The following is a 24,235-nucleotide window of genomic DNA, read 5'->3' on the forward strand; positions in this document are numbered from 1 at the left end:
TTTTCAATGAACCGTCAAGGTGGTTTTTCATTACTAGAACTGCTCTGTGTTCTAGCCATTCTCAGTCTTTTTGCTTATGCGGGTTCGGCGCAGTTTTTAGTGCTTAGCCAAAGCTCCCAAGACAAAAGCACCATTCAAAACGGCATGAAGAAATTGTCTGATGCGCTTACTCAGGCTCGTCAATTAGCGGTAGTGAGTGGTCAAACAAGTTACTTATGTGGCGGTATTGAATGTGACGGTGATTGGTCGTCAGGTTTTGTTTTGTACCAAAATAATCTCTCTAGTGGTAATTACGCCAGCAGTGATAAAACGTATCAGGGTGTTTCCTTTGATGAAAATTTAAACGTTTATTGGCAAGGCTTTCCTATTAATAAACAACAGATTGAATTTCAAAGTGATGGTTTGTCTGGTTATCAAAACGGCACCTTTGAGTTCTGCTTAAATGCTTGGCAAGCAAGTTTGATTTTGAATCAGAGTGGTCGTTTTTATATAACCGACCCGCAAGAAAAAGAAGAGGGGGCATGTTTATGAAGTCACGGCAGCAGGGGTGGATGACGATTGAGGTCATCTTATGTTTGGCGTTGTTTTCTGTTGTTCTGCATCTTGCGCAACGTCAAAGCGAAGCACAGTGGCAGTCGGTTCAACTTGCGGAAGAGCACCGCAAACGTTTTGAGAATCAGCAAAAGCAAATCGCTATGACGCAACTTGTTGGTGATGTGTTATGGGTGAAAGAAGATAAGACGGAATTAGAACTCGATTATCCGAGTTGCCAATCTTGCAGTAGTCGCCAGCTACAAGATTGGTTTCGAGCTTCTTTGCACACGGTTTCTACAGAGGAGAGTGACGAATGAAGCGCTTTAAAACACATTCATTTAAAGCTCATTTATGCGGCAGTCTTTTGGTCGAATTATTGGTTGTGATTGTCTTGGTGTCGTTATTTCTGCCCTTTTTAGTGACAGCGCTTTCTCGTCTACAAGAGCGTCATTTATTGGCGAAGACTTACCAAGATCAACACAAAGTGAAAGCTGCTATCGACGCACATTTTAAAGCCCAATGGACGCGTTTAGTGCCTGCGAATTGCAATGACGATGCGGATGTATTCTTAACCATAAATTCTGGGTTATTTAAACCTGATCGACTTTCTTCGCGTACCGTGATGGATAATTCTGATTGGCTTCGAGGTGTGGATTATGGTTCTTGCCGTACATCGATAACGGTATCGAAAAATCCATTTGATACGCCTTTGGATTGCCATTGGAAGGTTGGCGATAGTATGACGTTTTCTAATTGTGCTGCGAGTTATTCAGGGCAAGTTTTGTCCGTCACAAGCACTAAGAGCACAATACAATTAGATGATGATTTTACTCTTGAACTGTCAGGCTCATTAGAAAGCCAATCTGGCGTTATAGAAAGCCAAGACGGCTTTTATTGGTATTTGTCGCCGGGAAAAGATGGTTTGGCTGCATTTTGGCGGACCCCAGAAGAAAGTGGTAATTCATTAGAGTTATGGAATGGTGTTGAACGCTTGGCTGTTTTTCCGTTATTAGATGAAAACAACGATGGTTTAGTCGACACATTGGATACGCGTTATGGTGATTATTCGCTAAAAAGTGTGCGTGGTTTGTGGGTGGAATATCAATACAGATTGAGTAATTGTAAATCGTCGAGTGGTGTTCAACTTGATCAAAATTATATTTCCATGCGCGGTGATACTTGGCATTATGCCTCGCCTTGTCAGGGTGTTGGCAATCAAATTATTGTCTTGAAAGGGAGTTAAATAAGATGACTTTCCTGTTATCAACTTCTCAGCGTGGTTGGGTATCTTTGCCAATCATTGCGTTATTGCTCGCCGTGTCCGCCTTGTCTGTTCGTTACCAAGAAGATGTATTGGCTGCGTATCAATGGCGCGGGCAATTAAGTGATGTGGAAGACGCACAACAGATTTGGACGGCATTTAAATCTGAATTTATCACAGCGCCTGATTTTTCAGCAGCACACGACAGCGAATGCGTTGGTTTTTGTGATTTGTTCACAGATCAAAGTAATGGACATGAAAACGCGTGGCGTTTTGATAATCAAGATGTAAGTTACCAATGGTCTCGTTTTGAATTAACAGTAGGTGAAAGCGCAGATTTATCTGTTTCATATCGACTTTGTGCCACACAAAATCAACAAGATTATCTTTGCTGGTGGTGGCGAGAAGGAAAGTTAATATCGAACGGCTGGGTCAGTATTATAAATTCATAATACTGACCTCGCTTTTCTAAAGAGCGTTTTTATTGAATTGTTTTAAATGTTCTGCACTGCAAAACGGACGAGCTTCTTGATCATGAATAGCATGGGAACGAGGTGTGAAAGTTTGGCATTCTTCACATCGAACCATGCTTTCTTGGGATTCTTCTTTTTTCGAAGATTTGGCTTTTTCTGACTTGGCAGGGGATTGCTCACCTTTAAACGTGATAAATTTACGGTATAACCACCAAGCAGTGAAAAAAATCGCAATAAAAACGATCAAACGGACGATCATATACTTTACCTAAGTTGGGTAATTCCAGACAATATGCATCATATTCTAACAGAGTTCATGAGATAGCAACTGTATGACATTACGAATTGCAATGGCCCAGCTAGACATGCTGGTCGGAGACATTACGAAAAACACCCAATCGGTTATTGATGCGGCGAATAAAGCCCACGATGAAGAAAAGGCTGATGTGGTGGTTTTTCCTGAATTGACATTAACAGGCTATCCACCAGAAGATTTATTGTTACGTCCTAGCCTAGATCCACGTATCGAATCCGCCTTGGCGAGAATCTTGGAAGAAGTACGTGATATTTATGTTGTTGTTGGCTATCCACGTCGTATTGATGGTGAATTATTTAACTGCGCCAGCGTGATTTACCAAGGTAAAATATTGGGTGAGTACGCCAAACAAAAATTACCTAACTTCCTTGTGTTCGATGACAAACGCTACTTTAGCGAGGGCCGAGACGCCGTTATTGTTAATATCAAAGGCGTAAAAGTTGGCCTAAGTATTTGTGAAGACATCTGGCACCCAGAACCGATTGCGCAAGCCAAAGAAGCAGGCGCGGAATTGATCTTGAATTTAAACGCCTCGCCATATCACATTGAGAAAATGGGTGAACGGGAAGCCTTGTTGCACCAACGAGCAACGGAAGTCAGTCTGCCGATTGTCTATGTAAACTATATGGGTGCTCAGGACGAATTAGTCTACGAAGGCGGCTCGTTTGTTGTGAACAGTAAAGGCGAAAAAGTCATGCAAGCGCCTTGGTTCGAAACCGGTTTGTATTGCGTCGACATGATCATCAATGATGTTCAATTTAACGCAAATCAGCCAAACAAAGTGGAACCCGTTTCTGGACAAATCGCGCCAGCATTAAGTGAAGAAGCCAGTGTCTACCAAGCTATGGTATTTGGTTTACGTGGCTACATCGAAAAGAACCGTTTCAAAGGGATCGTACTTGGTTTGAGTGGCGGTATTGACTCTGCCTTATCACTTGCTGTGGCCGTCGATGCCATTGGCGCGGATCGCGTTCAAGCGGTGATGATGCCATATACATACACCTCTTCAATTAGCTTGCACGACGCAGAAGAAGAAGCGAACCTGCTTGGTGTGAAATACAGCGTTTTACCCATTGAATCCATGGTAACTGCTTTTACCGATGTGCTTGCGCCAGAGTTTGAAGGCTATGCTAAAGACACCACGGAAGAGAATCTGCAAGCGCGAACCCGTGGCGTGACTTTAATGGCGATTTCCAATAAAAAAGGCTACATGGTCTTAACCACAGGTAACAAAAGTGAAATGGCCGTTGGTTATGCAACCCTGTATGGCGACATGGTTGGCGGTTACTCCGTATTAAAAGATGTATTTAAAATGCTTGTCTTCAGATTGTGTCGATACCGCAACACCCTTGGCTACGTCATCCCCGAACGCGTTATTACTCGCCCACCATCGGCCGAATTAGCGCCAGATCAGAAAGATGAAGATTCGTTACCAAGCTATGACATCCTCGATGAAATTCTGCGTATGTACATCGAAGAAGACCAAAGCGCAGAAGCCATCCTAGCCACGAAAAAGTTTGACAGAGAAACCGTCTACCGCGTCCTTCGCCTTGTTGATTTAAACGAATACAAACGCCGCCAAGCACCAACCGGTGTTCGCATCACCGCACGAGGTTTTGGGCGCGACCGTCGTTACCCAATCACCAACGGCTGGCACATAGGCGAGTAACTATTCTAACGCTTTCCCCTTTTATCAAGGGGAAGGCGAGGTGTGTTTCCTCGTTCCTTCGCTTGATCGTATCTTGAAAACACCGTTTTAACCTCGTTCATCGATCTTGCTTTGCCTCATTCAATTAACCTAACCTCCTATATTATGCTTTGTAGACCTTATATAACGAGGAACGAGGCGTAATTGGGCAATCAAACCAACTTTCACAATCACCAAGCTAAATTAATGTGATTCAATGCAACTCAATTCTGCACGAGGCGATTGTGCAAACAGGAAGAATGCATGGATAAGCGATATCGAGTTGTGGTCGATATATGTAACGAAGTGTTATTCTATAACAACTGTTATTTTATCAAACTCGTTTACCGTATTTAAAGACAATTAAACTGGGTCTTCAAAGGAGAAATATATACTTATGTTTACTAAAAAAATGGTACACACTGCACTACAAACTTGGTGTGATAATGTTGTGAAAGTAGGACGAATTTATGCTGAAGGAGGCGATGCTCAAGCATTTTCACTTCAGGTGTTATCTGATAATTACGACTACGATAATGGTCATGTACTGTTTAAACCTACGCAAACATTTGGGCAACAAACATTTCGACCGACGAAAGAAGGTGCTCTTTCTTACTTCGTAGGCAGAAACAGTGAATTTCCTAATGATAAAGGCTTTAAACTCAAACCTTGGGTAAAGGTTTGGTACAGCAAAGAAGACTTTATCTTGCATAACGACTTGGCGATTGTTCAATGTAACGTCCACTTTATCGGCAGCGACGACAGCCATATTTTTGTGAACAAAAGCTTCGTCTTTAAGCTATGTGAAGACGGCAAGGTTCGTATTATTCTGCATCAATCTTCACTACCTTATCAGCCTTAAAACTGATTCTTCAGCTATGTTAATTGGCTAATCGAGCACGACAAACACCACCGCTCGACGTTACTTTTTTAGATAGCCGTTTGACCTTACTCATCGGCTTTGCTTTGTCTTACACAATTAGCTTGGGGGCTTATCATTTGACTCGTAGGGAGGTATGAGGGAGGCGCGACCGTGATCCGCCTGCAATGTGAACCTGATATTTATTCATGGCATTTAAATGCAAAGCCACCAATAAACAAAAGCTAACAAGCTGCTGCATCGGACAAATTTTCGCTGTCATCTTTTTCTGCAAAAAAAACATTAAAAAAATCCGCCATAAAAAATTGCCGCAGAGCGCGGCGTTAGGCTTTGAATTATTATGAAATTAATATTTTTACTTACATTGCTAATATCGGTTGTTTCTTACGCCGGCTCGTATGAGTTCTTACCTGTTGAAAACGAAAATCTATCAATAGAGTTTCCTGGTAGAACTAATATGGGTGATGGGATTCATAAGTTAGAAATAAGGCAGCTCGGCTATGATGCATCTTTCTACAAAGAGGGAAAAGTTCCTACATACGGGTATTATTTAATTTATTTTTCACATGAGGAATATGGCCCAGATATTTTAGGAAAACTTGATGGTCATACACCTTATCTTGAGCAAATAGATAAAGAGCTTATAGAAATTCAATTTGTAAGAGGAAATAATGGCTTCACTAAACAGATTTGGAAGCTTATGAAGCATACTGCTGAAATGGTGAGTGAAGAGCCTATTACTGAATCTGAAATGAAATCATTTAATGAATAGCTTAACAAAAAATGGTGTTCGCACCTTAGGTACTGACTGGGACGGTGACATTTTACTCGTTCCACGCTAGGTTTTACCGTCCCACAACAAAAGCATGAGTAATTCAAATATTGAGGTTTCAATGATAACTGGTAGTTGTCTGTGCGGTAATGTTAAATATGAAATATCGGGTAAAATTGGAGATATAGTCCATTGTCACTGTAAAACTTGTCGTAAAGCTCATGGCTCTGCTTTCTCAAGTGTTGCAGGTGTTAATGATTCTGATTTTAAATTAGTAGGTTATGCGGCTTTAGGTTGTTATGAATCATCCCCTGGTAAGAGTAGATATTTTTGCCCTATTTGTGCGACGCAAATCTATGCAAAGAAAGAGGGTACTAAGCATATCGTTTTACGTTTAGGTTCACTGGATGATGACCCTAAATCTAAAGAAATAAATCATATTTGGGTTTCTCAAAAAGCGAGTTGGTATTCGTTGAACAGTAACTTGCCAGAGCATCTTGAATTCGAGTAATACCTCTCACATAGTCAGAAAAATCCATTTCAACAAATGCTCAAAGGATAACCACAATGTCATACGAAAGAATAATGGGTCTTGAGGTCATCGATCACGATATTTATCAAGAATACCGAGAAGCCATGATGCCGATTTTGGCGACATTTGGTGGGGTGTTTACTTTTGATTTTAAAGTGTCAGAAGTTTTGAAGTCTAAATCTGACGCGAATATTAATCGCCTGTTTACGATTAATTTTCCTAGTAAACAACATATGAAAGACTTCTTTTCAAATGCGGATTATTTGGCAGTGAAGGCAAAGTATTTTGATAAATCGGTTAAAAGTTCGACGGTCATTTCTTTGCATGAAGTTAGTCAGTAGCTTTTAATAATCGATGGCAGAAGTCAGGTGCCTACAATAACGACTTATCAAGAAATCATGTATTTACGTGGTATCGTTTTAGCTGTGTAAGGTTTACTGAAAGCGCCGTCTATCGTTGTATTGATGGTCGGGCACTTATCTTTTTCTGATGTTGTTGACGAGGTTTATTTCTTCACGCAAACATACACTGAGTTCGTTGATTCTCCGCCTTGGAACGGGTTACAGAAGGACACTAGGTGCGAATCAACACTTGCAAATACGGTATTCAATAAGGCGATAAAATTGTCTTCAGGTGGGTTTTGCGACCACATGGCAAATACACCGTTTGGTTTAAGTTGTTCTGCCATTAGAGATAGATTTTCTGTGGTATAGAAACCAGCGTTAGAAGGGTTTAGAAATTCAGTGGGAGAATGATCGATGTCTAACAAAATAGCATCAAACTTTTTTCCAGCATGGTCTGGATCAAACCCTGTGCTAGGGTCGGTCGCTAAATCGAAGAAACTACCAAGCACATAACGATTTCGTTTATCTGCGTTAAGTATTTTTCCTAATGGTACACGTTCATCTTGATGCCAACCGATCACAGTCTCTAACGCATCGACTACAAGTTGTTCTGCAATACGTTCATCTTTTAACGCTTCAACAGCGGTGTAGCCTAAGCCTAACCCGCCAACGACCACGCTTAAGTTGTCGCCTTGGACTTGCGCCAAACCTAACGTTGATAAAGCTTCCTCTGCATCAACAAACATGCTCGACATAAGAAACTCTTCGCCTAGCTTTACTTCATAAATGTCTCTATCGCCAAATGCAGGAATACGTCGTCTGCGTAGTGAAATCTCACCTAAAGGCGAGTCTTGGCTATCAATTTCTTCGAACAGTAGAGACATGTTTGGTTTGTCCTAAAAGGGTATATGAGCTGTGATTATACATGTATTGTAATATCTCGCCTGAGAATTTAGGTGAGACGCTGATTCTGGAATAATTCCTCTTTACAGTGAAAATGGACTGTCTTTGCACTTTTACCTATTTATAATGGCTGTAATAAGGCATTAACTTTACTTGAAAAAATAAGCGCTATGAGTCATTAGTTGTAAATGCTACTTATACGAACGCTTCTTTACTGAGATACAAATGAAGATGAAATTTATACTTTCACTGCTTTTTCTACTCTTTTCATCAATCTCCATTGCAAAACCTTTCGCTTTGACGGAGCAAGAAAAAACATTTATCAAAAATACGCCTGTTGTTACCGTTGGCATGATGCCTGATTTTACCCCTTTTTCCTATTATGTTGGGGATGAAGTTGTTGGCTTTGAACACGATTTATTGGATGTTATTTCTAAAAAAACAGGACTTAGATTTGAAAAGCGTATTGATAAATGGACAAGTATTTATAATGCTTTTAAAAATAAAGAAATAGATATCATAACAAGTATTTCATATAAAAAATATAGAGAGCCTTTTACAATATTTAGTGACGCTTATTACAATATTCCCATCATGATTTTTGTGAAAGATAATTTTGGTGAATATAATGGATTGAAAAGCTTATCAGGTAAAAAAGTAGGCGTTTTGAAAGACGTTTTTTATATTAAAGAACTTGAGAATGTAAAAGGTATTAATCTGGCTTTTTACGATAATTATGATGATTTAACAAAAGATTTAGTGTTTGGGAAGATTGATGCTTTGATTCAGAATCTGACTAATATAAATTATCTAATAAAAAAGAATCTTTATAATAATATAACACTGGTTAGTGAGCTTTCTTTACCAAACACTGATAGAGAAGACTTACGTTTCGGAATTCAGAAAGAAAAAACATTACTGAAATCTATTATACAAAAAGTGATTAGTTCTATATCTGATAAAGAAATAAAAATGTTAAGTGATAAGTGGGTAGGTTCTATTAAAGAATATCCTGGTGGACATATAAATCTCTCTAATACTGAAATGGCTTATATCAATACAAAAAGTATAAGATATTGTATAAATCCAAGTGGTTTGCCTTTTGAAGGACTTAACGAAAAGGGGGAGCATGTTGGAATGAGTTCAGATTACTATCGTCTTTTTGAACAAATGTTTTCAGCTGATTTTCAGCTAGTAAAAACGAACAGCTGGAATCAATCTATTGAGTACATACAGCAGAAACGATGTGACATGCTAGCTTTAGGTATGGAGACACCCGAACGAAAAAAATATTTAAATTTTACAAGCCACTATTTAGATGTCCCTTTAGTTCTTGCTACGAAGGTTAATGTTCCGTTTATTAATCATATATTAGACTTAGAAAATGAAAAGATTGGAATAATCAGAGGTGACGCTTTTGTAAAGATATTACGTGAAAAATATCCATCTTTAAATATAGTTGAAGTAGATGATATTTACGATGGACTGGATAAAGTAAAAAATGGAAATATTTTTGCTTATGTTGATACTTTGGCAAGTATAGGTTATGAGTTTCAAAACAAATATTTTGGTGAATTGAAAATAGCAGGGAAAATCTCTGAAAAATTACAGTTGTCCATTGCCGTTCGTAATGATGATAAAGAACTACTCAATATTTTACAAAAAGCTGTTGATAGTATTACAAGTGAGCGACATAGAAAAATTTTAACGAAATGGGTTCCTATAAAATATGAAGAAAATATAAATTATAATTTTATATGGAAGGTGGTTTTTTTCTCTGGAATATTTATTGTTTTTATGACGTATTGGAATAGAAAAATAATAAAGGCAAATGAATTGTTGAAGGAAGCAAAAAAGTCGATTGAAGAAAAAAATAAAGAATTAAATCAGCTTGCGATCACAGATAATCTTACCAAATTATTTAATAGACGAAAGCTAGAAGAAATTATAAAAAATGAAATTGATAAAAATTATAATGAAAAAAATAGATTTTGCCTTTCCATTCTTGATATTGATCACTTCAAAGAAGTCAATGATAAATTCGGTCACCAACAAGGGGATAGTGTTCTTGTTGAAATTACCAAGGTTTTAAAAGAAAATTTGAGAGCGACGGATTATGTTGGCCGATATGGAGGTGAGGAGTTTATTATTATTTTTCTTGGGTCTAGTCTTGAAGACACGCAGAAGAAGGTAGAAGATCTTCGGTTAAAAATTGCGCATTATAATTTTGAAAAAGTCGGCAATAAAACGGCGAGCTTTGGGTTAACCTTATCAAAAGAGGGAGATACCATGGAATCTGTGATTAAAAGAGCTGATAATGCACTTTATAAAGCAAAAGAAAATGGACGAAATAGACTTGTCATCATTTGATGTTGTCTCCAATTATGAAATTTGTATTTTAATAGAGGGTCTTGAGTGTGCCAAAAGTTAGTCGTTCCGATGAAGCGTTAGTTGAGCAACTTCATTCTTTAGTATTTAGTGATTCTAAATCTAGAGAGGTTATTGATATGGGGTTTAAAGAGGCATTGGCTATTTTTGAAGGGCCAGATTATTCTCTTCCATATTCTTCTTACAATATCCCCATCAGCCATTTTTCTGACAAAATAGCGGAAGAACAACAAGGCATGGTGAACTTATGTCGAGTATTTATTTTGCGAGCTGGCTGCAAAATGCCTCGCCCCGAAATTCATCGTAATAGTATTCAAAGATTGGTTTCTTTCAGGGGAGAGGGGACTATTTTTTCAGCGACACCGGGTGGAATTGATATGACCTTTAATGGTTGTCAGATTGTCAGCCCAGATAGTAATGAATCATCAATTGAAAAAAATTGGGATGTTGTCCCTATGAATACATGGCATTTTCCTGTTGCCGGTGACAATGAAGACTGGTTTACAGTGACATTTCATAGTGTTCCTGAAGCGGAAATAGTGGATGAATACGCAGAATAAGACATCATATTAATACTATGGGGTAATATAAAATGAACCGCGATTAAGGTTCTTTTCATTAGGTTTAAACAACTAAAAAATTTTGTAATAGTCGGTGAACACAAGAAAGCCATCAATTCGTCAATGAATTGATGGCTTTCTTACTTTATTAAGAGCTAGTTAATAGTCTGTTAAATCGAAAAACCGAATATTAATACCATGCCTATTGATAAATATAAGGCACGTTTTATTGTCTTAAACGGAGCGATGAGCGCCATTGAAATAAAGTAGAGTGCGAGTGCTATTTTTAATGCGCTTAAGATGGCTAAAAATGGACTTTCTCCCAGTTGAATAAGAGAAGGGTTGGCGATCATCGCTAAGGGAATTAAATACAAGCCTACGCCTAGCATCATGGCGGTACCCGCTACTTTGAGCCAGTTTTCTTTTACCATTCCTGCGGCGATGAATACGCTGCCACAAACAGGTGGTGTGATGGTTGATAACAGAGCGAACCAAAACACAAATAAGTGAGCCTGTAGAGGTGATAAACCTAATTGCGATAAGGCTGGCCCTGCGACAGAAATACAAATCACATAAGCGGCGGTAGTCGGTACTTCCATTCCAAGAATTAAGCAGGCAATGGCGGTTAATAAAATCGCAGGCCAAAGCATTCCAGATGACCCTGAGATAATAAGCGAGGTAATCTTTACGCCTAAGCCCGTAATAGAAAGCACACCAACGACGATGGATGCGCATAAGATGATAGAGGCTATCATAGCGATTTGCTTGCCTGCATTAGTGCCAACATCTTCAATACGGCTTAAAATTTGCTGTTTATCGGACAGACCTTTTGAGTTAAATAAGAGCAAAATAGCCGCGCCAAAAATAGCAATGCTGGCGGCGAATTGCGGTGTATAAGCGGGTCCGAACATTCCCCAAAGTAGGATCGAAAACGGAACCATAAAAAAGCTGCAAGTAATCAATAAGTTTCGACGGCTTGGTTGCTGGTCTTTACTGACGGCTTTTAAGTCGTAACGTAGAGCGAAGGCGTCTATTCCAACCCAAACTGCCCAGAAGTACAAAATGGCAGGTAGGATCGCGGCCAGCATGATACTTTGGTAAGGAATGCCAGTTAGTTCTACCATGACAAAGGCACCAGCGCCCATTAATGGTGGCATTATTTGCCCACCGGAAGACGCGACCGCTTCGGTCGCTCCTGCTAGTGATTTTGGATAACCAAGCTTGGTCATGGCTGGCAGAGTAATCGCGCCCGTAGAGGCGACATTAGCGGAGGCGGAGCCAGAAATAGAACCAAATAAAGCAGAGGAAATAACAGATACTTTTGCAGCCCCACCTTTTAGTCGGCCTGCTGAGGTGAGCGCTAAGTTCATAAAACCTTGCCCTGCTTCTCCTGCATTAAGGACGGCGCCAAAAATAACAAAAATCGCGACGATGCTAACGGAAACGCCAGTTAATTTCCCCCAAATGCCACCTTCGGCAATGGTTAAAGTACCTAGAAAGCTACCTGTTGGTGTCCCTGGATGACCAAATTCTCCCGGTATATATTGTCCAAATAAGCCATAGCACAGCGCAATCGCTGCAACCATGGGCAATGGCCATCCGATACAGCGCCTTGCCATTTCTAAAACACACAGGAGTAATGTCGCAGCGATCCATAATTGATAGTGTTCACTTATGTAACCGTATTGATCTGATAGCGTATCAGCATTGTATGCGACCCAAAAGGTTGCGAGTAAACCGAGTAAGGTGAAAATATAGCCTGTATAACGCTGTAAAGGGGTATTACTTAAGAAGATAAAAGCCCAAGGTAAGGCAAGTGCCATGTGCAATGGGCGACTGACTAGATTCGGTACTAGACCTGAAAAAATCAGTGTTAAATGGAAGATGATGCTAATGAAGCCAAAACCGGCCCAAAAATATTTACTAGGCATAGATATGGCCTGTTTAAGAAATGTAATTTAATGAATAGAAACATAGAGTTAATGTTTTAAAAGTAGAACCCATATTTCATCAAGTGAGTTCTACTTTGTATTCAGTTACTTGTTCAGTTATTTGTAGCTAATTAGCGCGACGCTTATTGATGTTCAGGGCTTAATGTGACGCCCATTTCACGATAATACTTCACTGCACCCGGGTGGATTTTACCTTTGATATTACTCAACATATCGGTCGATACACCGCCCCACCAAGGAGAAACATCAGACATTAATTTCTTCTGATTCCAAAATGCTTTTGTAAGCGTATAGGCCGTATCTTCGTCCATTGCTGTACTGGTGTAAGCGACAACAGGAAGAGACGTCGTTGATATATCTGTATCTTGTCCTGCATAAGTGCCCGCAGGAATGATCAGCTTGGTACGTTTTGATTGAGTGATTTGCTCATCGCTCAAAGATAATACTTTTATTTTCGTTCCTGCTGCGGCTTCAATGACATTGGGTGCAGGGAATGAACTAGAGGTAAAGAAGCCGTCGATTTGATCATTTTTTAAGGCTGGTACGGCATTAGATAATTCAACTTGGGCGAGGTCAACTTTGCCTTCTAAGCCAAACATTTTTAGATATTTTGCGCCTTCTGTTGCACCAAACGTACCCTTACCAAGTAATATTTTTTTGCCTTCTAATTCTGCAAAACTATTGATACCACTTTTTTCTGACACAACAACATGCATAGTCAAAGATGGGATAGGGAAGAGTGCTCGGATTTCATCAAATTTTGGATTATTTTTGTTTTTAAACATCGCTTCACTATTTTGCGCTAAGCTAACTAACGCAGGCGGCGTAGTGAAAATATAATTAGCGCCTCTAAAAGCAGACTCCATGACGTTTTGAACAGACCCTTGGCTTTCTTCAACCGTCACAATTAGGTCACTGTTTGTATCTCTTTTTACGGCTTGAGAAAGCTCTACTGCCATTTGGTAATAAGAGGAACTTGTTTTGGCTGACTTATAGGTGATTTGAGTTTGAGCGAAGCCAAATTGTGTAACAGCTAAACCAATTGCAGTACTGATTAACGCTTTATAAAGTTTCATTTAAGCTAGTCTCTTTGTTATTTATTTTGTTATTTCCAAATTCTACCAAGATAATGACAGTTATGTACATTCAGGGTCAGGAAAACTCGTCAGTGAAACTCCAGCTGCTATTTCCAGCGTTAGGTTTTATCGAACAAAAACCATTACAGCCGCCTTTGATCTATGTTGTATAGTTAAGCTGTTTACGACTGCAGTTCATTATGGTTGTTGTCGTTAACCTTCCTTATTAATGAGAGTTAAGACCAAGTTGAATAAAAAAGAAACCGGTAATTGGGGATCTTGTCCTGAATGTCAGGGCCAAGGCAAAAGAAGCCGGCGACTCCGTAAAAAAATCCGCCTGTTGTATTTAAAGCAGTTGGCTGAATTTGAAAAGTCAGGCGCAGAAGGTATAGAGCCTGTGCGCCCTAAAGGCCATCTTGAGTCTTGTTCATATTGCGCTGGCACTGGGTTGTTTTCTACTGAATCTTCTCCTTCTTTAAATGTGGAAAACTATCCTCATGTTGCCATTATCGGTGGTGGAATTGGCGGTGTTGCTTTAGCGGTAGCCTGTTTACATCGTGGCATTCCTTTTACACTTTATGAGCGTGATAGCGGTTTTGATGCTCGTTCTCAAGGTTATGGTTTGACTCTGCAGCAAGCGACGAAAGCCATCGAAGGTTTGGGAATTACCGCATTAAAAGAAGGCGTGGTCTCCACAAGACATTTGGTTCATACCCCAGAAGGGAAAGTTGTAGGCGAATGGGGCATGCGAAAGTGGATGCAGTCGGATGACAATTCAGCTTCTAATACTTCTCAACCATCAGAGGTAAAACAAGCGGTGCCAAAGCGTACCAACGTGCATATTGCTCGGCAGTCATTACGTTTGGCTTTGTTAGAACAATTAGGCGGGTATGACAAAGTAAAATGGAATCATCAATTGCTTGGCTTCTCTGACGGTAAAGATGGTGTTGCGTTGAGATTTTCAATTGATGGAGAATTAAAAAACGCGAAAGCGGATCTTATTGTCGGAGCCGATGGTATTCGCAGCGTAGTGCGCCAACAGTTGATTGGCGAAGAAACTACGCCTTTACGTTACCTTGGTTGTATTGTTATTTTGGGGATTTGCCCTTTGAGTGAACTTGAAGGTATAGAAAGTGATTTGTTGGATTCCGCAACCGTCTTTCAGACAGCGAATGGCAATGAACGAATCTATATTATGCCGTATTCGTCTGATTCTGTAATGTGGCAACTTAGTTTTCCAATGTCAGAACAAGATGCCAAAGTATTGAGTGCGCAAGGCGCTCAAGCGCTTAAGGAAGAAGCGTGTCGAAGAACGCAATGGCATGATCCTATTCCTCAGATTTTGTCAGCAACAAATGCAATGTATGTGTCTGGATATCCGGTTTATGATCGAGAGTTATTGACGTCGGAGTTACTGGAGAAAGGTCCTCATAATAAAGGCGGTAATGTAACCTTGATCGGAGATGCGGCTCATCCAATGAGCCCATTTAAAGGTCAAGGTGCAAACCAAGCTTTATTGGATGCGTTAGCTTTGGCGAGAAATATAACCAAAGGTTGTTGGTCTTTGTCTCAGTGGCGTGAAGTAGGTTTAAGGTGCAGCGTTTTAACCGAATTTGAAGCTGAGATGTTAGAGCGCAGTGCAGTGAAAGTAGAGGGCTCTGCTGAGGCTGCTGAGTTTTTACATTCTGATGTTGTGTTACATGAAGGTGACGAACCAAGAGGTCGTTCTTTAAAAAGAACATCATGAACATTCAATCTAATTCAATCTAATTCAATCTAATTCAATGGTTGTGAACGGATCGTAATTTCACATTTTAAGGCTATAAATTAATATCATGACAAGAAAAATATTAAGTTTGAAAGGTAAAAGAACCAGTGACATCAATCCTGTTGAAACGATTGAAGATCAATATCCTAATGACCCACAAAAACGTTTTTTAAATGGCGTCGCGATTCATCCTGCTCCTTGTATTTGCTTAGAGTCTGGCTCTGCAGAACGAACTGTGCGAGCGATGGACTTGATTACGCCAATTGGTATGGGGCAACGCGGTTTGATTGTCGCACCACCGGGGTCGGGTAAAACGACGATGCTAAAGCACATTTGTCAGTCCGTCGGCAAAGCTTACCCAGAGATAAAGTTGTATGCCTTGTTGATTGATGAACGACCAGAAGAAGTCACCGATTTCAAACGTAGTGTACCGGCAGAAGTTCACGCGTCTTCGTCAGATGCAAGTTACGCTGAACACGTTCGTGTGGCTGACCGCTTACTTGACAAAGCACGTAAGGAAGCAGGTGAAGGTAATGACGTAATGATAGTGATTGACTCGCTGACGCGGCTCTCACGCGTTCACAATGCTGAAACCAAAGGCAGTGGTCGAACTATGACAGGCGGAATTGATACGCGAGCGCTAGAAATACCACGAAAGCTTTTTGGTGCCGCCAGAAATATTGAAAACGGTGGCTCATTGACAATTTTGGCAACAATTCTGGTTGAGACTGGGAGCCGAATGGATCAGGTGATTTTTGAAGAGTTTAAAGGCACAGGTAATATGGAAATTGTGCTGTCACGTGAAGCAGCAAGCCATCGAATCTTTCCCGCAATTGATATTGCGAAAAGCAGTACTCGCCGAGAGGAACTTCTTATAGATGGGAAAAACCTTGAAAAGGTTAGGGCGTTGCGTCGATCATTGACTCATCTTAAGCCTGTAGATGGTGCCCAGAAGTTGGTTGAGTTATTAGAAGAATACCCAACTAATACGGAGTTATTGACGTCTTTTTCAGTAACATAAAAAAAGCCAGATCACTTAAATTTAAGTCATCTGGCCTTTTAGTAAGTAGGTTTTAATTTAACGAGATGCGTTATTTATGAAGGTTGGTTGATGCTTTTCTTCATCTAAAGATTCTGAGTCCGGATCTTCTAAATCCGAAATGTTTTGACTTGAATGGCTTGGATCCAAGCGACCTGTCTCTAAAGGATCTGCATCTAAGCGATCTATGTCCGATCCCTCTAAATCTGGAGATTGATATTTCGATAACATCTTTTCAGACGGATTTGTAATGCCTGTAAATTTGCCTCCGGTTTCAATACTCAAATTATCGCTGTATATTGTTCCGCTTACGCTACCATGGCTGAGAATTTCAATGTGTGCAGCACGACATGTCCCTTCAAATTCACCGTTAATGATTAGTCGGTCAGTCGTTATTTCACCAACGACGTAACCTGATTCACTAATCTTAATTTGATTAGAAGCTTCTATTTGGCCTTCAACATGACCGTCAATTTGCAGTCGATTCTCTACTCTAATGTGGCCGTTAATTGTGCAGCCTTCTGCGATGAGAGTTGTAGCTGATGACTGACTCTTAACTCCGTGGTTTCGACTAAAGATTCCCATCGTATGCCTCTTATGTTCTTAAAAATTCCATCAAAATTATCAACATTCCAACCCAAAAAAGGTTTTGGGTTTAATGCTCTTCCTACAAATCTTATTTCATAATGAAGGTGTGGCCCAGAGGATAACCCAGTATTTCCTGAATAAGCGATTAAGTCACCTTTTTTAACGAAATCACCTTTGCTAACAGCGAATTTGCTTAAATGTGAATAAGAGCTGGAAAAACCGTGTGAATGAAGAAGTCTGAGAAAATTGCCAGAGCCTTGGTTGCTTGGGCGTATCACTTCAACCGCTCCATCAGCTGGTGCGTAAACGGGTGTGCCAGTATTGACGGCAAAATCTTGGCCGCGATGAAATTTCTTAATACCTGTTACAGGGTGTATACGTTCGCCATAACCAGAAGAGGTTCTTGCGTTTTTGACTGGCGGACCACTGGGGATTTGGGTCAACATAGCGACTCGAATAGACGAATTAATTGCTGCTGTATCTAAGCGTGACTCAAGTTCACTATTGGGCTGATTATCCATGTCTAGTAATTTTTCTAAATCATCTAATCGATCAGAAACTAAAAGCATTTTTTCTTCTCGTTCTGATAAATCACGTTCTAAATTGGTTTTTAATTCTGTTAATGAGGTGATTTCTCTAGTCAACGAAGATGATTTATTTTCCAGTTCGCGGAGCTTTATTTTAGAAAATTCTGCATCATTAACAAGGTAGTAAATTATTCCAGCTGTTAGTAACACTCCGATAAAAACCATATAGCTGAAGAACTTGAATGTATGACGGCTTTTCTTACCAAAACTAAAGTGCTTGGTACCGTGAATCGAGGAAATGGATATAGTTATGTTATCTTTCATTGAACTACTTTTTTACCAACATCATATTTTGCCGTTTGAATAGACTGCATGTTATCTATTTTGTGTACTTTTGTACGGTTTTTTCTGATTTTTTTACAATTGATTTAGCTAATAGGTGGGATGCTTACAGTAAATTGGTGGTGTTCTTGAGATTACAGTGTTCTGTGTAGTCGGTTTTTTGAGGAGGATGAGTAAAAAGATCGCCTAAACCTCATAGCATTAAAGCTGAATAAGGTTAGGGATCTGTTTTTTTAATATCAAATGACTATTTTTAATATTTAACGGTTCGCTTTACGAACATAATTCAAGATTGATACGGGTACGACTTTTCGTACTGGAAAACCGTCTATTTCTTTGCGTTTGATGATGTGTTTCAAACGGCTTTCAATGGCGCATAGATTTTTAAAGTCACCCATGGCAACAAAAGAAATGGCTTCGCCTGTAGCGCCAGCACGACCGGTTCGGCCAATGCGGTGAATGTATTCTTCTGGTTTGAAAGGTAAGTCGTAATTGACGACACGGCTTAAGTCACCGATGTCGATACCACGGGCAGCGACGCCTGTTGCAACGAGATACTTTAGTTTGCCTGATTTGAAGTCGCCAAGAATTTTTTCACGCATAGCTTGGCTTCTATCACCATGAATCGAATCTGCTTCAATGCCGCGTTTTGCTAACTGGTCGACGAGTTTGGCCGCACCATGTTTTTTCTCGATAAAAATAAGCGCTTGATCCCATTTTTGTTCTTTAATCAAATGGCTCAGTAAGGCAGATTTAGTGTCTTTATCAACAGTGATTAACCACTGATTGATATTTGGAGCCGCTTTGGTTTTCGGTGAGATAGAAATCTCAACTGCTTGATCACTTGCTTTGTCGTCAGAGAAACCATAGGAGAGGGCGCGAACGTCGTCTGTCATGGTCGCTGAGAAGAGTAGATTTTGACGAGCTTCTGGTAAGCGATCGATAATCTTATTGATATCACCAACAAAGCCCATGTCGACCATTCTGTCTGCTTCATCTAAAACTAAGACTTCAAGTTTATCGAAATGCAGCGCACGTTGGTGAATCAGGTCCAGTAATCGACCCGGTGTCGCTACTAGAATATCAACGCCTTCGATTAAACGTTGTTTTTGAGTTTCAGTATCAACACCACCATAAATCGCCATAGAGGTGAGGTTCATATGTTTGCTGTATAAAGCAACGTTTGCCTCAACTTGAACCGATAATTCTCGTGTTGGTGTCAAAATTAGAGCGCGGACACGTTTGCCACGTAAAGTTTGTACTTTACTGAACCTTTCTAAGATCGGTAGCACGAAAGCGGCTGTTTTACCTGTTCCCGTTTGCGCCGTGGCAATAAGATCTTTGCCTGACATAATGACAGGAATGGCTTGTTTTTGAATTGGGGTTGGCGTTGTGTAACCCAACTCTTTGATAGCTTGTGCAATTGGGCTACATAACCCAAGTTTTGAAAATAACATAAAAGAGGCTCGGACAGGTTGTCGTCAGGATGGCTTTATAAAGAGAGTCTTAAAATTCTTAATGTAAGTAACGTACAGTGATTAATAAGACGAATGTGCCGCAGTATAGCGCAAAAGCCATCGGTCGTTGTTTTAACTTTGTAAATATTAATGAGCCGTTGATAATTCTTGTCGAGAAAGGATAATGTCCGACATTCTCACCGTTTTAATGTTGCCAACCATGCGTCTTGATAAATTCCTCTGTAAAAGTACCGAACTTATAAAAGAAGAAGCGATTCAGTGTATTCATGCTGGAGAAGTGCTTGTTAATGGCGAGGTTGCGCAGAATGAAGCGATGCAAGTTCATGAAAATAATGTGATTTCACTTAATGGTGCAACGCTTAAGACGCGTGATTTTCGTTATATTCTCTTAAATAAGCCTGCCGAGACAGTGTGTTCAAATATCGACGAAGTCTATCCATCACTTTTTCATTATTTAGAGGTTGAGAAAGTCTCTGAATTGCACATAGCAGGGCGCTTGGATGCAGACACAACTGGTTTGGTTTTAATCACGGATGATGGGCGTTGGTCGTTTAATATCACCTCACCCCAAAAAGCATGTTGTAAGGTGTATCGAGTTGGGTTATCTAGAGCGCTGACAACAGATAAGGCGAATGAAATAACTGAGAAGTTTGCAAAGGGTCTGCAATTACAAGGCGAGGAGACATTAACCTTACCTGCAAAATTGGAGATTATCAGTCCAAAAGAAGTCTTGTTAACCATTACAGAAGGTCGGTTTCATCAAGTGAAACGCATGTTTGCAAGGGTTGGAAATCGTGTCGTGTCGCTTCATCGGGAGCAAATCGGAGCGGTTTGTCTTGATGTTGATGTGGGACAATGGCGATATTTAACAAAAGAAGAAATATTGTCTTTTGGAAAATAAAACGTTGATGTCTAAAAAAATAAACAAGCAACTAAGGGAACTGGTTGCTTGTCTATTAGGTATTAGGCATTAGGGAAAACGAGTTTCAAGGTAACGAATAATATCGGACGATTCATACATCCATTCAACTTTCCCTTCTTTTTCAATTCGCAAACACGGGACTTTCACACGACCGCCACCCTTTAGTAATTCATCACGGTGAATAGAACCTTCTGAGGCACTACGCTTTTCGATGGGAAGGTTTAATTTGTAGATGGCTCTGCGAGTTTTAATGCAAAAAGGACAAGCAAAAAATTGATAAAGCGTTAAGTCTTTTACTTCTTCGTTAACCTGTTTCTGCTGTTCAGACGTGCGTTTTAATTTTGATCCGCGTGTCACTAAATCAATAAGTACAATGATGCAGCCCACTAGGTTACGGATAAGATTAATAAGTAATTTCATTTAAAAGGCTCACTTGAGAGTTTTCTATTGAATTAAGAAGAATGTCGAATGATGTCTATACTAACGGTAAAGTGAAAATGGTTTAAGTATAAAAGATGAATGATTGTAAATGATAAGTGGTTGTGGCTTTTCTGATCTTTTTTTGAACATAATTTAACCTCAATCTACACTCATGGAGCGTTGATTTAGATCATTTTAGGGTATCGTACCTTTGTGCGATACTTTTTACATTCCTATTATTTGTTAGGGTTTGTCTATGAAGTTTCTACTTTTTCTCGGTACCGTAAGAAACAGTACGCCACCAAAACCTGCTCGTTTGGGTGAGCGTGTAGCAAGAGCGTGTTTGGATAGTTTTCTTTCTCAGCATTCAGGACATGAAATCGAGTTAGTTGATGCGTTAGATTACCCATTAGAGCCTGTTTTCAAGCCTCATTTTGCTTATTCTCAAGCTAAAGTGCCACCAAAGCTGGATGAACTCGCCCAAAAGATAGCGCTTGCCGATGGCTATATTATGGTGAGTCCTGAGTACAATCATTCAATGAGTCCAGCGTTGTCGAATCTATTGAACCACTTTGGTAGCTCTCTATTTTCATATAAACCGAGTGCCATCGTAACTTACTCCGCAGGGCAATGGGGTGGTATACGAGCAGCCATTGGTATGCGAACTTTTTTGTCTGAATTAGGCTGTTTGCCCGTATCTTCTATGATCCATGTTCCTAAAGCTCAAAATATTTTTGGTGAAGACGGTAGTCTGCAAGAAGGTCAAAAACAGGAAGAGTGGTTTGGTTACTTTGGTCGGACTTTTAATCAATTAGTATGGTGGGCTCAAGCAGCGAACCAGTATCGTGAAGAGCTTGATCCTAAGGAAATGATCGCGACTTTTAATAAAGATCCTTCGCAGCGAAACGCGCCTTGAATGGAAGGTAGCTAGCGCGTGCTATTTACTGTGAATGGTTTCCTCTGCACTGTTTGCTATATAATGTGGGCATCTCGTTTTTACGAACCATCTAGTTTGAGCCGTTTTTTGATAAATAGGCTCTAAACTCTTAATAATTAAGATCAGACGGCCCTTTATGTTTAACGCTTCATCTACTCGTTTAAATAAATATATCAGCGAAAGTGGTATCTGCTCTCGAAGAGACGCCGACCGTTTTATCGAACAGGGTAATGTCTTCATCAATGGGAAACGCGCTAAAGTTGGCGATCAAGTTGTCACTGGCGATACTGTTCGTGTGAATGGTCAATTGATTGAGCCGCAAGACGCCGATGATTTCGTTTTCATTGTATTGAATAAGCCCGTTGGTATTGTCAGTACGACGGAGAGTTCTGAACGAAATAACATTGTCGACTTTGTCAGTCACGGTGTGCGAATTTTCCCTATTGGACGCTTGGATAAAGATTCTCAAGGTTTGATATTTTTGACCAATAATGGCGACCTTGTGAATAAAGTGCTGCGAGCGGGTAACAACCACGAAAAAGAATACTTGGTGACGGTGAATAAACCGATCACGGACGACTTTATCCAAGGTTTAGCTGGCGGTGTTCCTATTCTTGGAACCATGACCAAGAAATGCCCAGTGAAAAAAGTGGCAGCCAACGTATTTAACATTACTTTGGTACAAGGCTTGAATCGTCAGATTCGTCGTATGTGTGAACATTTCGGCTACGAAGTCATGAAACTCGAACGCACTCGTATTATGAATGTGAATCTTAAAGGTGTGCCTGTAGGTGAGTGGCGAGATCTTACCGAAAAAGAGTTAACTGTGTTGCTGAAAGCAGTAGAGGATTCATCTTCAGAAAGCACAGTTCCAGCCAAAAAATCACGAAATGCGCCCAGAAAAAATAACCGACCTAATACTGCACCGAAAGGCAATACGAAACATCCGAAAAGTGATGATCGTAAACCGTCTGGTTCTTCAAAAGGGAAAAAGGATAAACGGCCTTTTGGTGATGCAAATAAGTTATCCGGAAACAGTAAGTTCCCTAATGGTAAGCCAAGTGGCGGCGGTAAACCTTCAGGTAAGGGAAAATCCACAGGCAACGGCAAACCAGCAACGAATGGTAAGCGACCTCCAAAAGGGAAGGGGCCGCAACGATCGTCTCGCCCTTAGTTATACTTTGTTGGTCGCGAGATTCTTGAAATGTAAGCTTTGTGTGGATTTTGGCTGATACTAAGGATATTCAAAGATACTTTAATGCAGCGATTTGTTTCGTTCTTCTTAGAGCTCTTATTATTACTTTTTATCATCAACAAGAGGTTTGTTATGAAAAGGGTCAATTTTTTTGCTCGAGCTGTATTTTTAGTTGTTTTGGCTTTTAGTGTGACAGCCTGTGTATTTTTACCTGACGGTCCCCATGGTCATGCAGGCGCTGCAGCAGGGCATAAATAATTTTGAAAAAAAATGCTCTCGTGTTCTTTTTTTGTATTGAATAGAAAGCATCATGTTTAGGGATTAAGGGTTGTTATGTACACAGATGAAGATTTAAACCTGGGAATTGAGAAAAAGATTTTTTCTGCCGACTCCGTTCAAGAGTTTCGAAACATGATGTCGTCGTCAAATGGTTCGCCTGCCGTTGATGAAGAGAATTTTCGGTTGGTAGGTGGTTTCAACGATATTTTTATCGTCATTGCTTGTGCCTTATTACTATTTTCTTCTCTTTGGGTAATAAGTTCCGTTAGTGAAATCCTGGGTTACCTTGTGTTTGCAGGTTTGTCTTGGGGATTGGCGGAGATCTTTGTCTTAAAACGCAAAATGGCATTGCCTGCGATTGTGTTGTTATTGGCTTTTGTGGGTGGCGTGTTTGCTTTTTCTCAGGCTTTGTTTGGTGGTATGCCAAACGTTGCTCCGATTATTTCAGCAGCTTTGTCTACATTAGCTGCGTATTTTCATTGGCGTCGTTTTCAAGTACCTGTCACGATTGCCGTTGGGACAGGTGCCGCTTTGGCATTATTAGCTGCAATTGTGATGAGTATTGTGCCAGAAAGCACTGGCATGTTAATGACTACGTTATTCTTATGTGGTTGTATTGCTTTTACTTGCGCTATGTATTGGGACTCTGCCGATACCAGCCGAACAACGCGAAAATCCGATGTGGCGTTTTGGCTGCATCTTTTATCTGCGCCTTTGATTATCCATCCGATTTTTTGGAACCTTGGTGTGTTGGATGGCAACGAAAGCTTGAGTAATATGGTGCTGGTGGTTCTTCTGTATTTGCTTATGGCAGTGTTGTCTATTTTGATTGATCGTCGTGCCTTTATGGTGTCTTCGTTAATGTATGTGATTTATGCATTAACTAGTTTAATCGATAGTTATGGTGGCATAGGTTATAGCTTTCCACTAACGGGTGTTGTTATGGGGGCGTCTTTGTTGTTGCTATCAATTTACTGGCAGCGAGTGAGAGCTTTATTTGTAATGCGATTGCCTAAGTCTCTTCAGGCTTATGTTCCTGCAATTAAAGAGAAAGGATAAAAT

At 40.1% G+C, this 24,235-nt stretch carries 26 protein-coding genes; 18 read left to right on the plus strand and 8 right to left on the minus strand.

The window, feature by feature from the left end; translation table 11 throughout:
- Window positions 1-6: 6 nt before the first annotated feature.
- The 4 genes from MUS1_RS07125 to MUS1_RS07140 are packed head-to-tail and all read left to right on the plus strand — an operon-like array spanning window position 7 to window position 2,247.
- The gene (locus MUS1_RS07125; protein WP_036160628.1) at window positions 7-531 is read left to right on the plus strand and encodes a GspH/FimT family pseudopilin; all 525 of its coding nucleotides are present in this window, start codon (window positions 7-9) and stop codon (window positions 529-531) included.
- Complete coding sequence (locus tag MUS1_RS07130; RefSeq protein WP_156924873.1) at window positions 528-851, plus strand: hypothetical protein; 324 nt, start codon at window positions 528-530, stop codon at window positions 849-851. Before MUS1_RS07125 ends, MUS1_RS07130 begins: the two co-directional genes overlap by 4 nt.
- Window positions 848-1,777: a hypothetical protein gene (locus MUS1_RS07135; protein WP_036160634.1), complete on the plus strand. Its 930-nt coding sequence runs from the start codon at window positions 848-850 to the stop codon at window positions 1,775-1,777. Before MUS1_RS07130 ends, MUS1_RS07135 begins: the two co-directional genes overlap by 4 nt.
- A 5-nt stretch (window positions 1,778-1,782) precedes the next feature.
- Window positions 1,783-2,247 (plus strand): hypothetical protein, encoded by a 465-nt coding sequence (locus tag MUS1_RS07140; RefSeq protein WP_036160638.1) that lies wholly within the window; start codon window positions 1,783-1,785, stop codon window positions 2,245-2,247.
- Between the two features lie 16 nt (window positions 2,248-2,263).
- Here MUS1_RS07140 and MUS1_RS07145 read toward each other — a convergent pair whose 3' ends face one another.
- Complete coding sequence (locus MUS1_RS07145; RefSeq protein WP_036160641.1) at window positions 2,264-2,527, minus strand: PP0621 family protein; 264 nt, start codon at window positions 2,525-2,527, stop codon at window positions 2,264-2,266.
- A 73-nt stretch (window positions 2,528-2,600) separates the two neighbouring features.
- Here MUS1_RS07145 and MUS1_RS07150 point away from each other — a divergent pair, with 73 nt between their 5' ends.
- The 5 genes from MUS1_RS07150 (at window position 2,601) to MUS1_RS07170 (ending at window position 6,796) form a co-directional block, all read left to right on the plus strand.
- On the plus strand, window positions 2,601-4,253 hold the full coding sequence (locus tag MUS1_RS07150) for an NAD+ synthase (protein ID WP_036160644.1): 1,653 nt from the start codon (window positions 2,601-2,603) through the stop codon (window positions 4,251-4,253).
- 415 nt (window positions 4,254-4,668) lie between these two features.
- Window positions 4,669-5,133, plus strand: coding sequence for a hypothetical protein (locus MUS1_RS07155; protein WP_036160647.1), 465 nt, complete (start codon window positions 4,669-4,671; stop codon window positions 5,131-5,133).
- Between the two features lie 358 nt (window positions 5,134-5,491).
- Window positions 5,492-5,923: a hypothetical protein gene (locus MUS1_RS07160; protein WP_036160649.1), complete on the plus strand. Its 432-nt coding sequence runs from the start codon at window positions 5,492-5,494 to the stop codon at window positions 5,921-5,923.
- Between the two features lie 121 nt (window positions 5,924-6,044).
- Window positions 6,045-6,434 carry a GFA family protein gene (locus MUS1_RS07165; protein WP_036160650.1) on the plus strand — a complete coding sequence of 130 codons (390 nt, stop codon included), beginning with the start codon at window positions 6,045-6,047 and terminating at the stop codon, window positions 6,432-6,434.
- A 56-nt stretch (window positions 6,435-6,490) separates the two neighbouring features.
- Window positions 6,491-6,796: a DUF1330 domain-containing protein gene (locus MUS1_RS07170; protein WP_036160652.1), complete on the plus strand. Its 306-nt coding sequence runs from the start codon at window positions 6,491-6,493 to the stop codon at window positions 6,794-6,796.
- Between the two features lie 164 nt (window positions 6,797-6,960).
- Here MUS1_RS07170 and MUS1_RS07175 read toward each other — a convergent pair whose 3' ends face one another.
- Entirely contained in the window at window positions 6,961-7,683 is a 723-nt protein-coding gene (locus MUS1_RS07175) for a polyamine aminopropyltransferase (protein WP_036160653.1), read from the minus strand.
- A gap of 244 nt (window positions 7,684-7,927) precedes the next feature.
- Here MUS1_RS07175 and MUS1_RS07180 point away from each other — a divergent pair, with 244 nt between their 5' ends.
- On the plus strand, window positions 7,928-10,072 hold the full coding sequence (locus MUS1_RS07180; protein WP_036160655.1) for a transporter substrate-binding domain-containing diguanylate cyclase: 2,145 nt from the start codon (window positions 7,928-7,930) through the stop codon (window positions 10,070-10,072).
- 47 nt (window positions 10,073-10,119) lie between these two features.
- Window positions 10,120-10,650 (plus strand): hypothetical protein, encoded by a 531-nt coding sequence (locus MUS1_RS07185; RefSeq protein WP_036160657.1) that lies wholly within the window; start codon window positions 10,120-10,122, stop codon window positions 10,648-10,650.
- Between the two features lie 170 nt (window positions 10,651-10,820).
- Here MUS1_RS07185 and MUS1_RS07190 read toward each other — a convergent pair whose 3' ends face one another.
- Entirely contained in the window at window positions 10,821-12,581 is a 1,761-nt protein-coding gene (locus MUS1_RS07190; protein ID WP_036160659.1) for a TRAP transporter permease, read from the minus strand.
- Between the two features lie 143 nt (window positions 12,582-12,724).
- The gene (locus tag MUS1_RS07195; RefSeq protein ID WP_036160662.1) at window positions 12,725-13,678 is read right to left on the minus strand and encodes a TAXI family TRAP transporter solute-binding subunit; all 954 of its coding nucleotides are present in this window, start codon (window positions 13,676-13,678) and stop codon (window positions 12,725-12,727) included.
- 247 nt (window positions 13,679-13,925) lie between these two features.
- On the opposite strand from MUS1_RS07195, the gene MUS1_RS07200 reads away from it, so the two are divergent.
- Both MUS1_RS07200 and rho read left to right on the plus strand, forming a co-directional pair.
- Window positions 13,926-15,425 (plus strand): FAD-dependent oxidoreductase, encoded by a 1,500-nt coding sequence (locus tag MUS1_RS07200; protein ID WP_245595769.1) that lies wholly within the window; start codon window positions 13,926-13,928, stop codon window positions 15,423-15,425.
- Between the two features lie 88 nt (window positions 15,426-15,513).
- On the plus strand, window positions 15,514-16,467 hold the full coding sequence (gene rho / locus MUS1_RS07205; protein WP_051436161.1) for a transcription termination factor Rho: 954 nt from the start codon (window positions 15,514-15,516) through the stop codon (window positions 16,465-16,467).
- A 57-nt stretch (window positions 16,468-16,524) separates the two neighbouring features.
- On the opposite strand, the gene MUS1_RS15905 is transcribed toward rho, so the two are convergent.
- The 3 genes from MUS1_RS15905 to MUS1_RS07220 form a co-directional block, all read right to left on the minus strand.
- Window positions 16,525-17,070 carry a bactofilin family protein gene (locus tag MUS1_RS15905; RefSeq protein ID WP_084035583.1) on the minus strand — a complete coding sequence of 182 codons (546 nt, stop codon included), beginning with the start codon at window positions 17,068-17,070 and terminating at the stop codon, window positions 16,525-16,527.
- Window positions 16,974-17,924, minus strand: a complete 951-nt coding sequence (locus MUS1_RS07215) for a peptidoglycan DD-metalloendopeptidase family protein (protein WP_036160668.1) — start codon at window positions 17,922-17,924, stop codon at window positions 16,974-16,976. Before MUS1_RS07215 ends, MUS1_RS15905 begins: the two co-directional genes overlap by 97 nt.
- Window positions 17,925-18,202: 278 nt before the next feature.
- The gene (locus MUS1_RS07220) at window positions 18,203-19,399 is read right to left on the minus strand and encodes a DEAD/DEAH box helicase (RefSeq protein WP_036160671.1); all 1,197 of its coding nucleotides are present in this window, start codon (window positions 19,397-19,399) and stop codon (window positions 18,203-18,205) included.
- 184 nt (window positions 19,400-19,583) lie between these two features.
- Here MUS1_RS07220 and MUS1_RS07225 point away from each other — a divergent pair, with 184 nt between their 5' ends.
- Window positions 19,584-20,321, plus strand: coding sequence for a pseudouridine synthase (locus MUS1_RS07225; protein WP_245595770.1), 738 nt, complete (start codon window positions 19,584-19,586; stop codon window positions 20,319-20,321).
- Window positions 20,322-20,390: 69 nt separating this feature from the next.
- Here MUS1_RS07225 and MUS1_RS07230 read toward each other — a convergent pair whose 3' ends face one another.
- Window positions 20,391-20,762: a glutathione S-transferase N-terminal domain-containing protein gene (locus MUS1_RS07230; protein ID WP_036160674.1), complete on the minus strand. Its 372-nt coding sequence runs from the start codon at window positions 20,760-20,762 to the stop codon at window positions 20,391-20,393.
- 256 nt (window positions 20,763-21,018) lie between these two features.
- Between MUS1_RS07230 and MUS1_RS07235 the strand changes: the two genes are divergently transcribed.
- The 4 genes from MUS1_RS07235 to MUS1_RS07250 all read left to right on the plus strand — a co-directional run bounded on the left by MUS1_RS07235 (window position 21,019) and on the right by MUS1_RS07250 (window position 24,232).
- Entirely contained in the window at window positions 21,019-21,678 is a 660-nt protein-coding gene (locus MUS1_RS07235) for an NADPH-dependent FMN reductase (protein ID WP_036160676.1), read from the plus strand.
- A gap of 157 nt (window positions 21,679-21,835) precedes the next feature.
- Window positions 21,836-22,873 (plus strand): 23S rRNA pseudouridine(2604) synthase RluF, encoded by a 1,038-nt coding sequence (rluF, locus tag MUS1_RS07240; protein WP_036160678.1) that lies wholly within the window; start codon window positions 21,836-21,838, stop codon window positions 22,871-22,873.
- 153 nt (window positions 22,874-23,026) lie between these two features.
- Window positions 23,027-23,152 carry a hypothetical protein gene (locus MUS1_RS16315; RefSeq protein WP_281171184.1) on the plus strand — a complete coding sequence of 42 codons (126 nt, stop codon included), beginning with the start codon at window positions 23,027-23,029 and terminating at the stop codon, window positions 23,150-23,152.
- A gap of 75 nt (window positions 23,153-23,227) precedes the next feature.
- On the plus strand, window positions 23,228-24,232 hold the full coding sequence (locus MUS1_RS07250; protein ID WP_036160682.1) for a hypothetical protein: 1,005 nt from the start codon (window positions 23,228-23,230) through the stop codon (window positions 24,230-24,232).
- Window positions 24,233-24,235 lie beyond the last annotated feature (3 nt).

The sequence above is a fragment of the Marinomonas ushuaiensis DSM 15871 genome (assembly GCF_000521805.1).
Lineage (GTDB): Bacteria > Pseudomonadota > Gammaproteobacteria > Pseudomonadales > Marinomonadaceae > Marinomonas > Marinomonas ushuaiensis.

Bases quoted from the DNA above. Each gene is read 5' to 3' on its own strand.
- MUS1_RS07135 (WP_036160634.1), top strand. From the start codon at position 848: ATGAAGCGCTTTAAAACACATTCATTTAAAGCTCATTTATGCGGCAGT.
- MUS1_RS07165 (WP_036160650.1), top strand. From the start codon at position 6,045: ATGATAACTGGTAGTTGTCTGTGCGGTAATGTTAAATATGAAATATCG.
- MUS1_RS07140 (WP_036160638.1), top strand. From the start codon at position 1,783: ATGACTTTCCTGTTATCAACTTCTCAGCGTGGTTGGGTATCTTTGCCA.
- MUS1_RS07130 (WP_156924873.1), top strand. From the start codon at position 528: ATGAAGTCACGGCAGCAGGGGTGGATGACGATTGAGGTCATCTTATGT.
- MUS1_RS07230 (WP_036160674.1), bottom strand. From the start codon at position 20,762: ATGAAATTACTTATTAATCTTATCCGTAACCTAGTGGGCTGCATCATT.
- MUS1_RS07195 (WP_036160662.1), bottom strand. From the start codon at position 13,678: ATGAAACTTTATAAAGCGTTAATCAGTACTGCAATTGGTTTAGCTGTT.
- MUS1_RS07175 (WP_036160653.1), bottom strand. From the start codon at position 7,683: ATGTCTCTACTGTTCGAAGAAATTGATAGCCAAGACTCGCCTTTAGGT.
- MUS1_RS07215 (WP_036160668.1), bottom strand. From the start codon at position 17,924: ATGAAAGATAACATAACTATATCCATTTCCTCGATTCACGGTACCAAG.
- MUS1_RS07180 (WP_036160655.1), top strand. From the start codon at position 7,928: ATGAAGATGAAATTTATACTTTCACTGCTTTTTCTACTCTTTTCATCA.
- MUS1_RS07145 (WP_036160641.1), bottom strand. From the start codon at position 2,527: ATGATCGTCCGTTTGATCGTTTTTATTGCGATTTTTTTCACTGCTTGG.
- MUS1_RS15905 (WP_084035583.1), bottom strand. From the start codon at position 17,070: ATGGGAATCTTTAGTCGAAACCACGGAGTTAAGAGTCAGTCATCAGCT.
- rluF (WP_036160678.1), top strand. From the start codon at position 21,836: ATGTTTAACGCTTCATCTACTCGTTTAAATAAATATATCAGCGAAAGT.
- MUS1_RS07160 (WP_036160649.1), top strand. From the start codon at position 5,492: ATGAAATTAATATTTTTACTTACATTGCTAATATCGGTTGTTTCTTAC.
- MUS1_RS07220 (WP_036160671.1), bottom strand. From the start codon at position 19,399: ATGTTATTTTCAAAACTTGGGTTATGTAGCCCAATTGCACAAGCTATC.
- MUS1_RS07250 (WP_036160682.1), top strand. From the start codon at position 23,228: ATGTACACAGATGAAGATTTAAACCTGGGAATTGAGAAAAAGATTTTT.
- MUS1_RS07170 (WP_036160652.1), top strand. From the start codon at position 6,491: ATGTCATACGAAAGAATAATGGGTCTTGAGGTCATCGATCACGATATT.
- rho (WP_051436161.1), top strand. From the start codon at position 15,514: ATGACAAGAAAAATATTAAGTTTGAAAGGTAAAAGAACCAGTGACATC.
- MUS1_RS07125 (WP_036160628.1), top strand. From the start codon at position 7: ATGAACCGTCAAGGTGGTTTTTCATTACTAGAACTGCTCTGTGTTCTA.
- MUS1_RS07225 (WP_245595770.1), top strand. From the start codon at position 19,584: ATGTCCGACATTCTCACCGTTTTAATGTTGCCAACCATGCGTCTTGAT.
- MUS1_RS07190 (WP_036160659.1), bottom strand. From the start codon at position 12,581: ATGCCTAGTAAATATTTTTGGGCCGGTTTTGGCTTCATTAGCATCATC.
- MUS1_RS07235 (WP_036160676.1), top strand. From the start codon at position 21,019: ATGAAGTTTCTACTTTTTCTCGGTACCGTAAGAAACAGTACGCCACCA.
- MUS1_RS07155 (WP_036160647.1), top strand. From the start codon at position 4,669: ATGTTTACTAAAAAAATGGTACACACTGCACTACAAACTTGGTGTGAT.
- MUS1_RS07150 (WP_036160644.1), top strand. From the start codon at position 2,601: ATGACATTACGAATTGCAATGGCCCAGCTAGACATGCTGGTCGGAGAC.
- MUS1_RS16315 (WP_281171184.1), top strand. From the start codon at position 23,027: ATGAAAAGGGTCAATTTTTTTGCTCGAGCTGTATTTTTAGTTGTTTTG.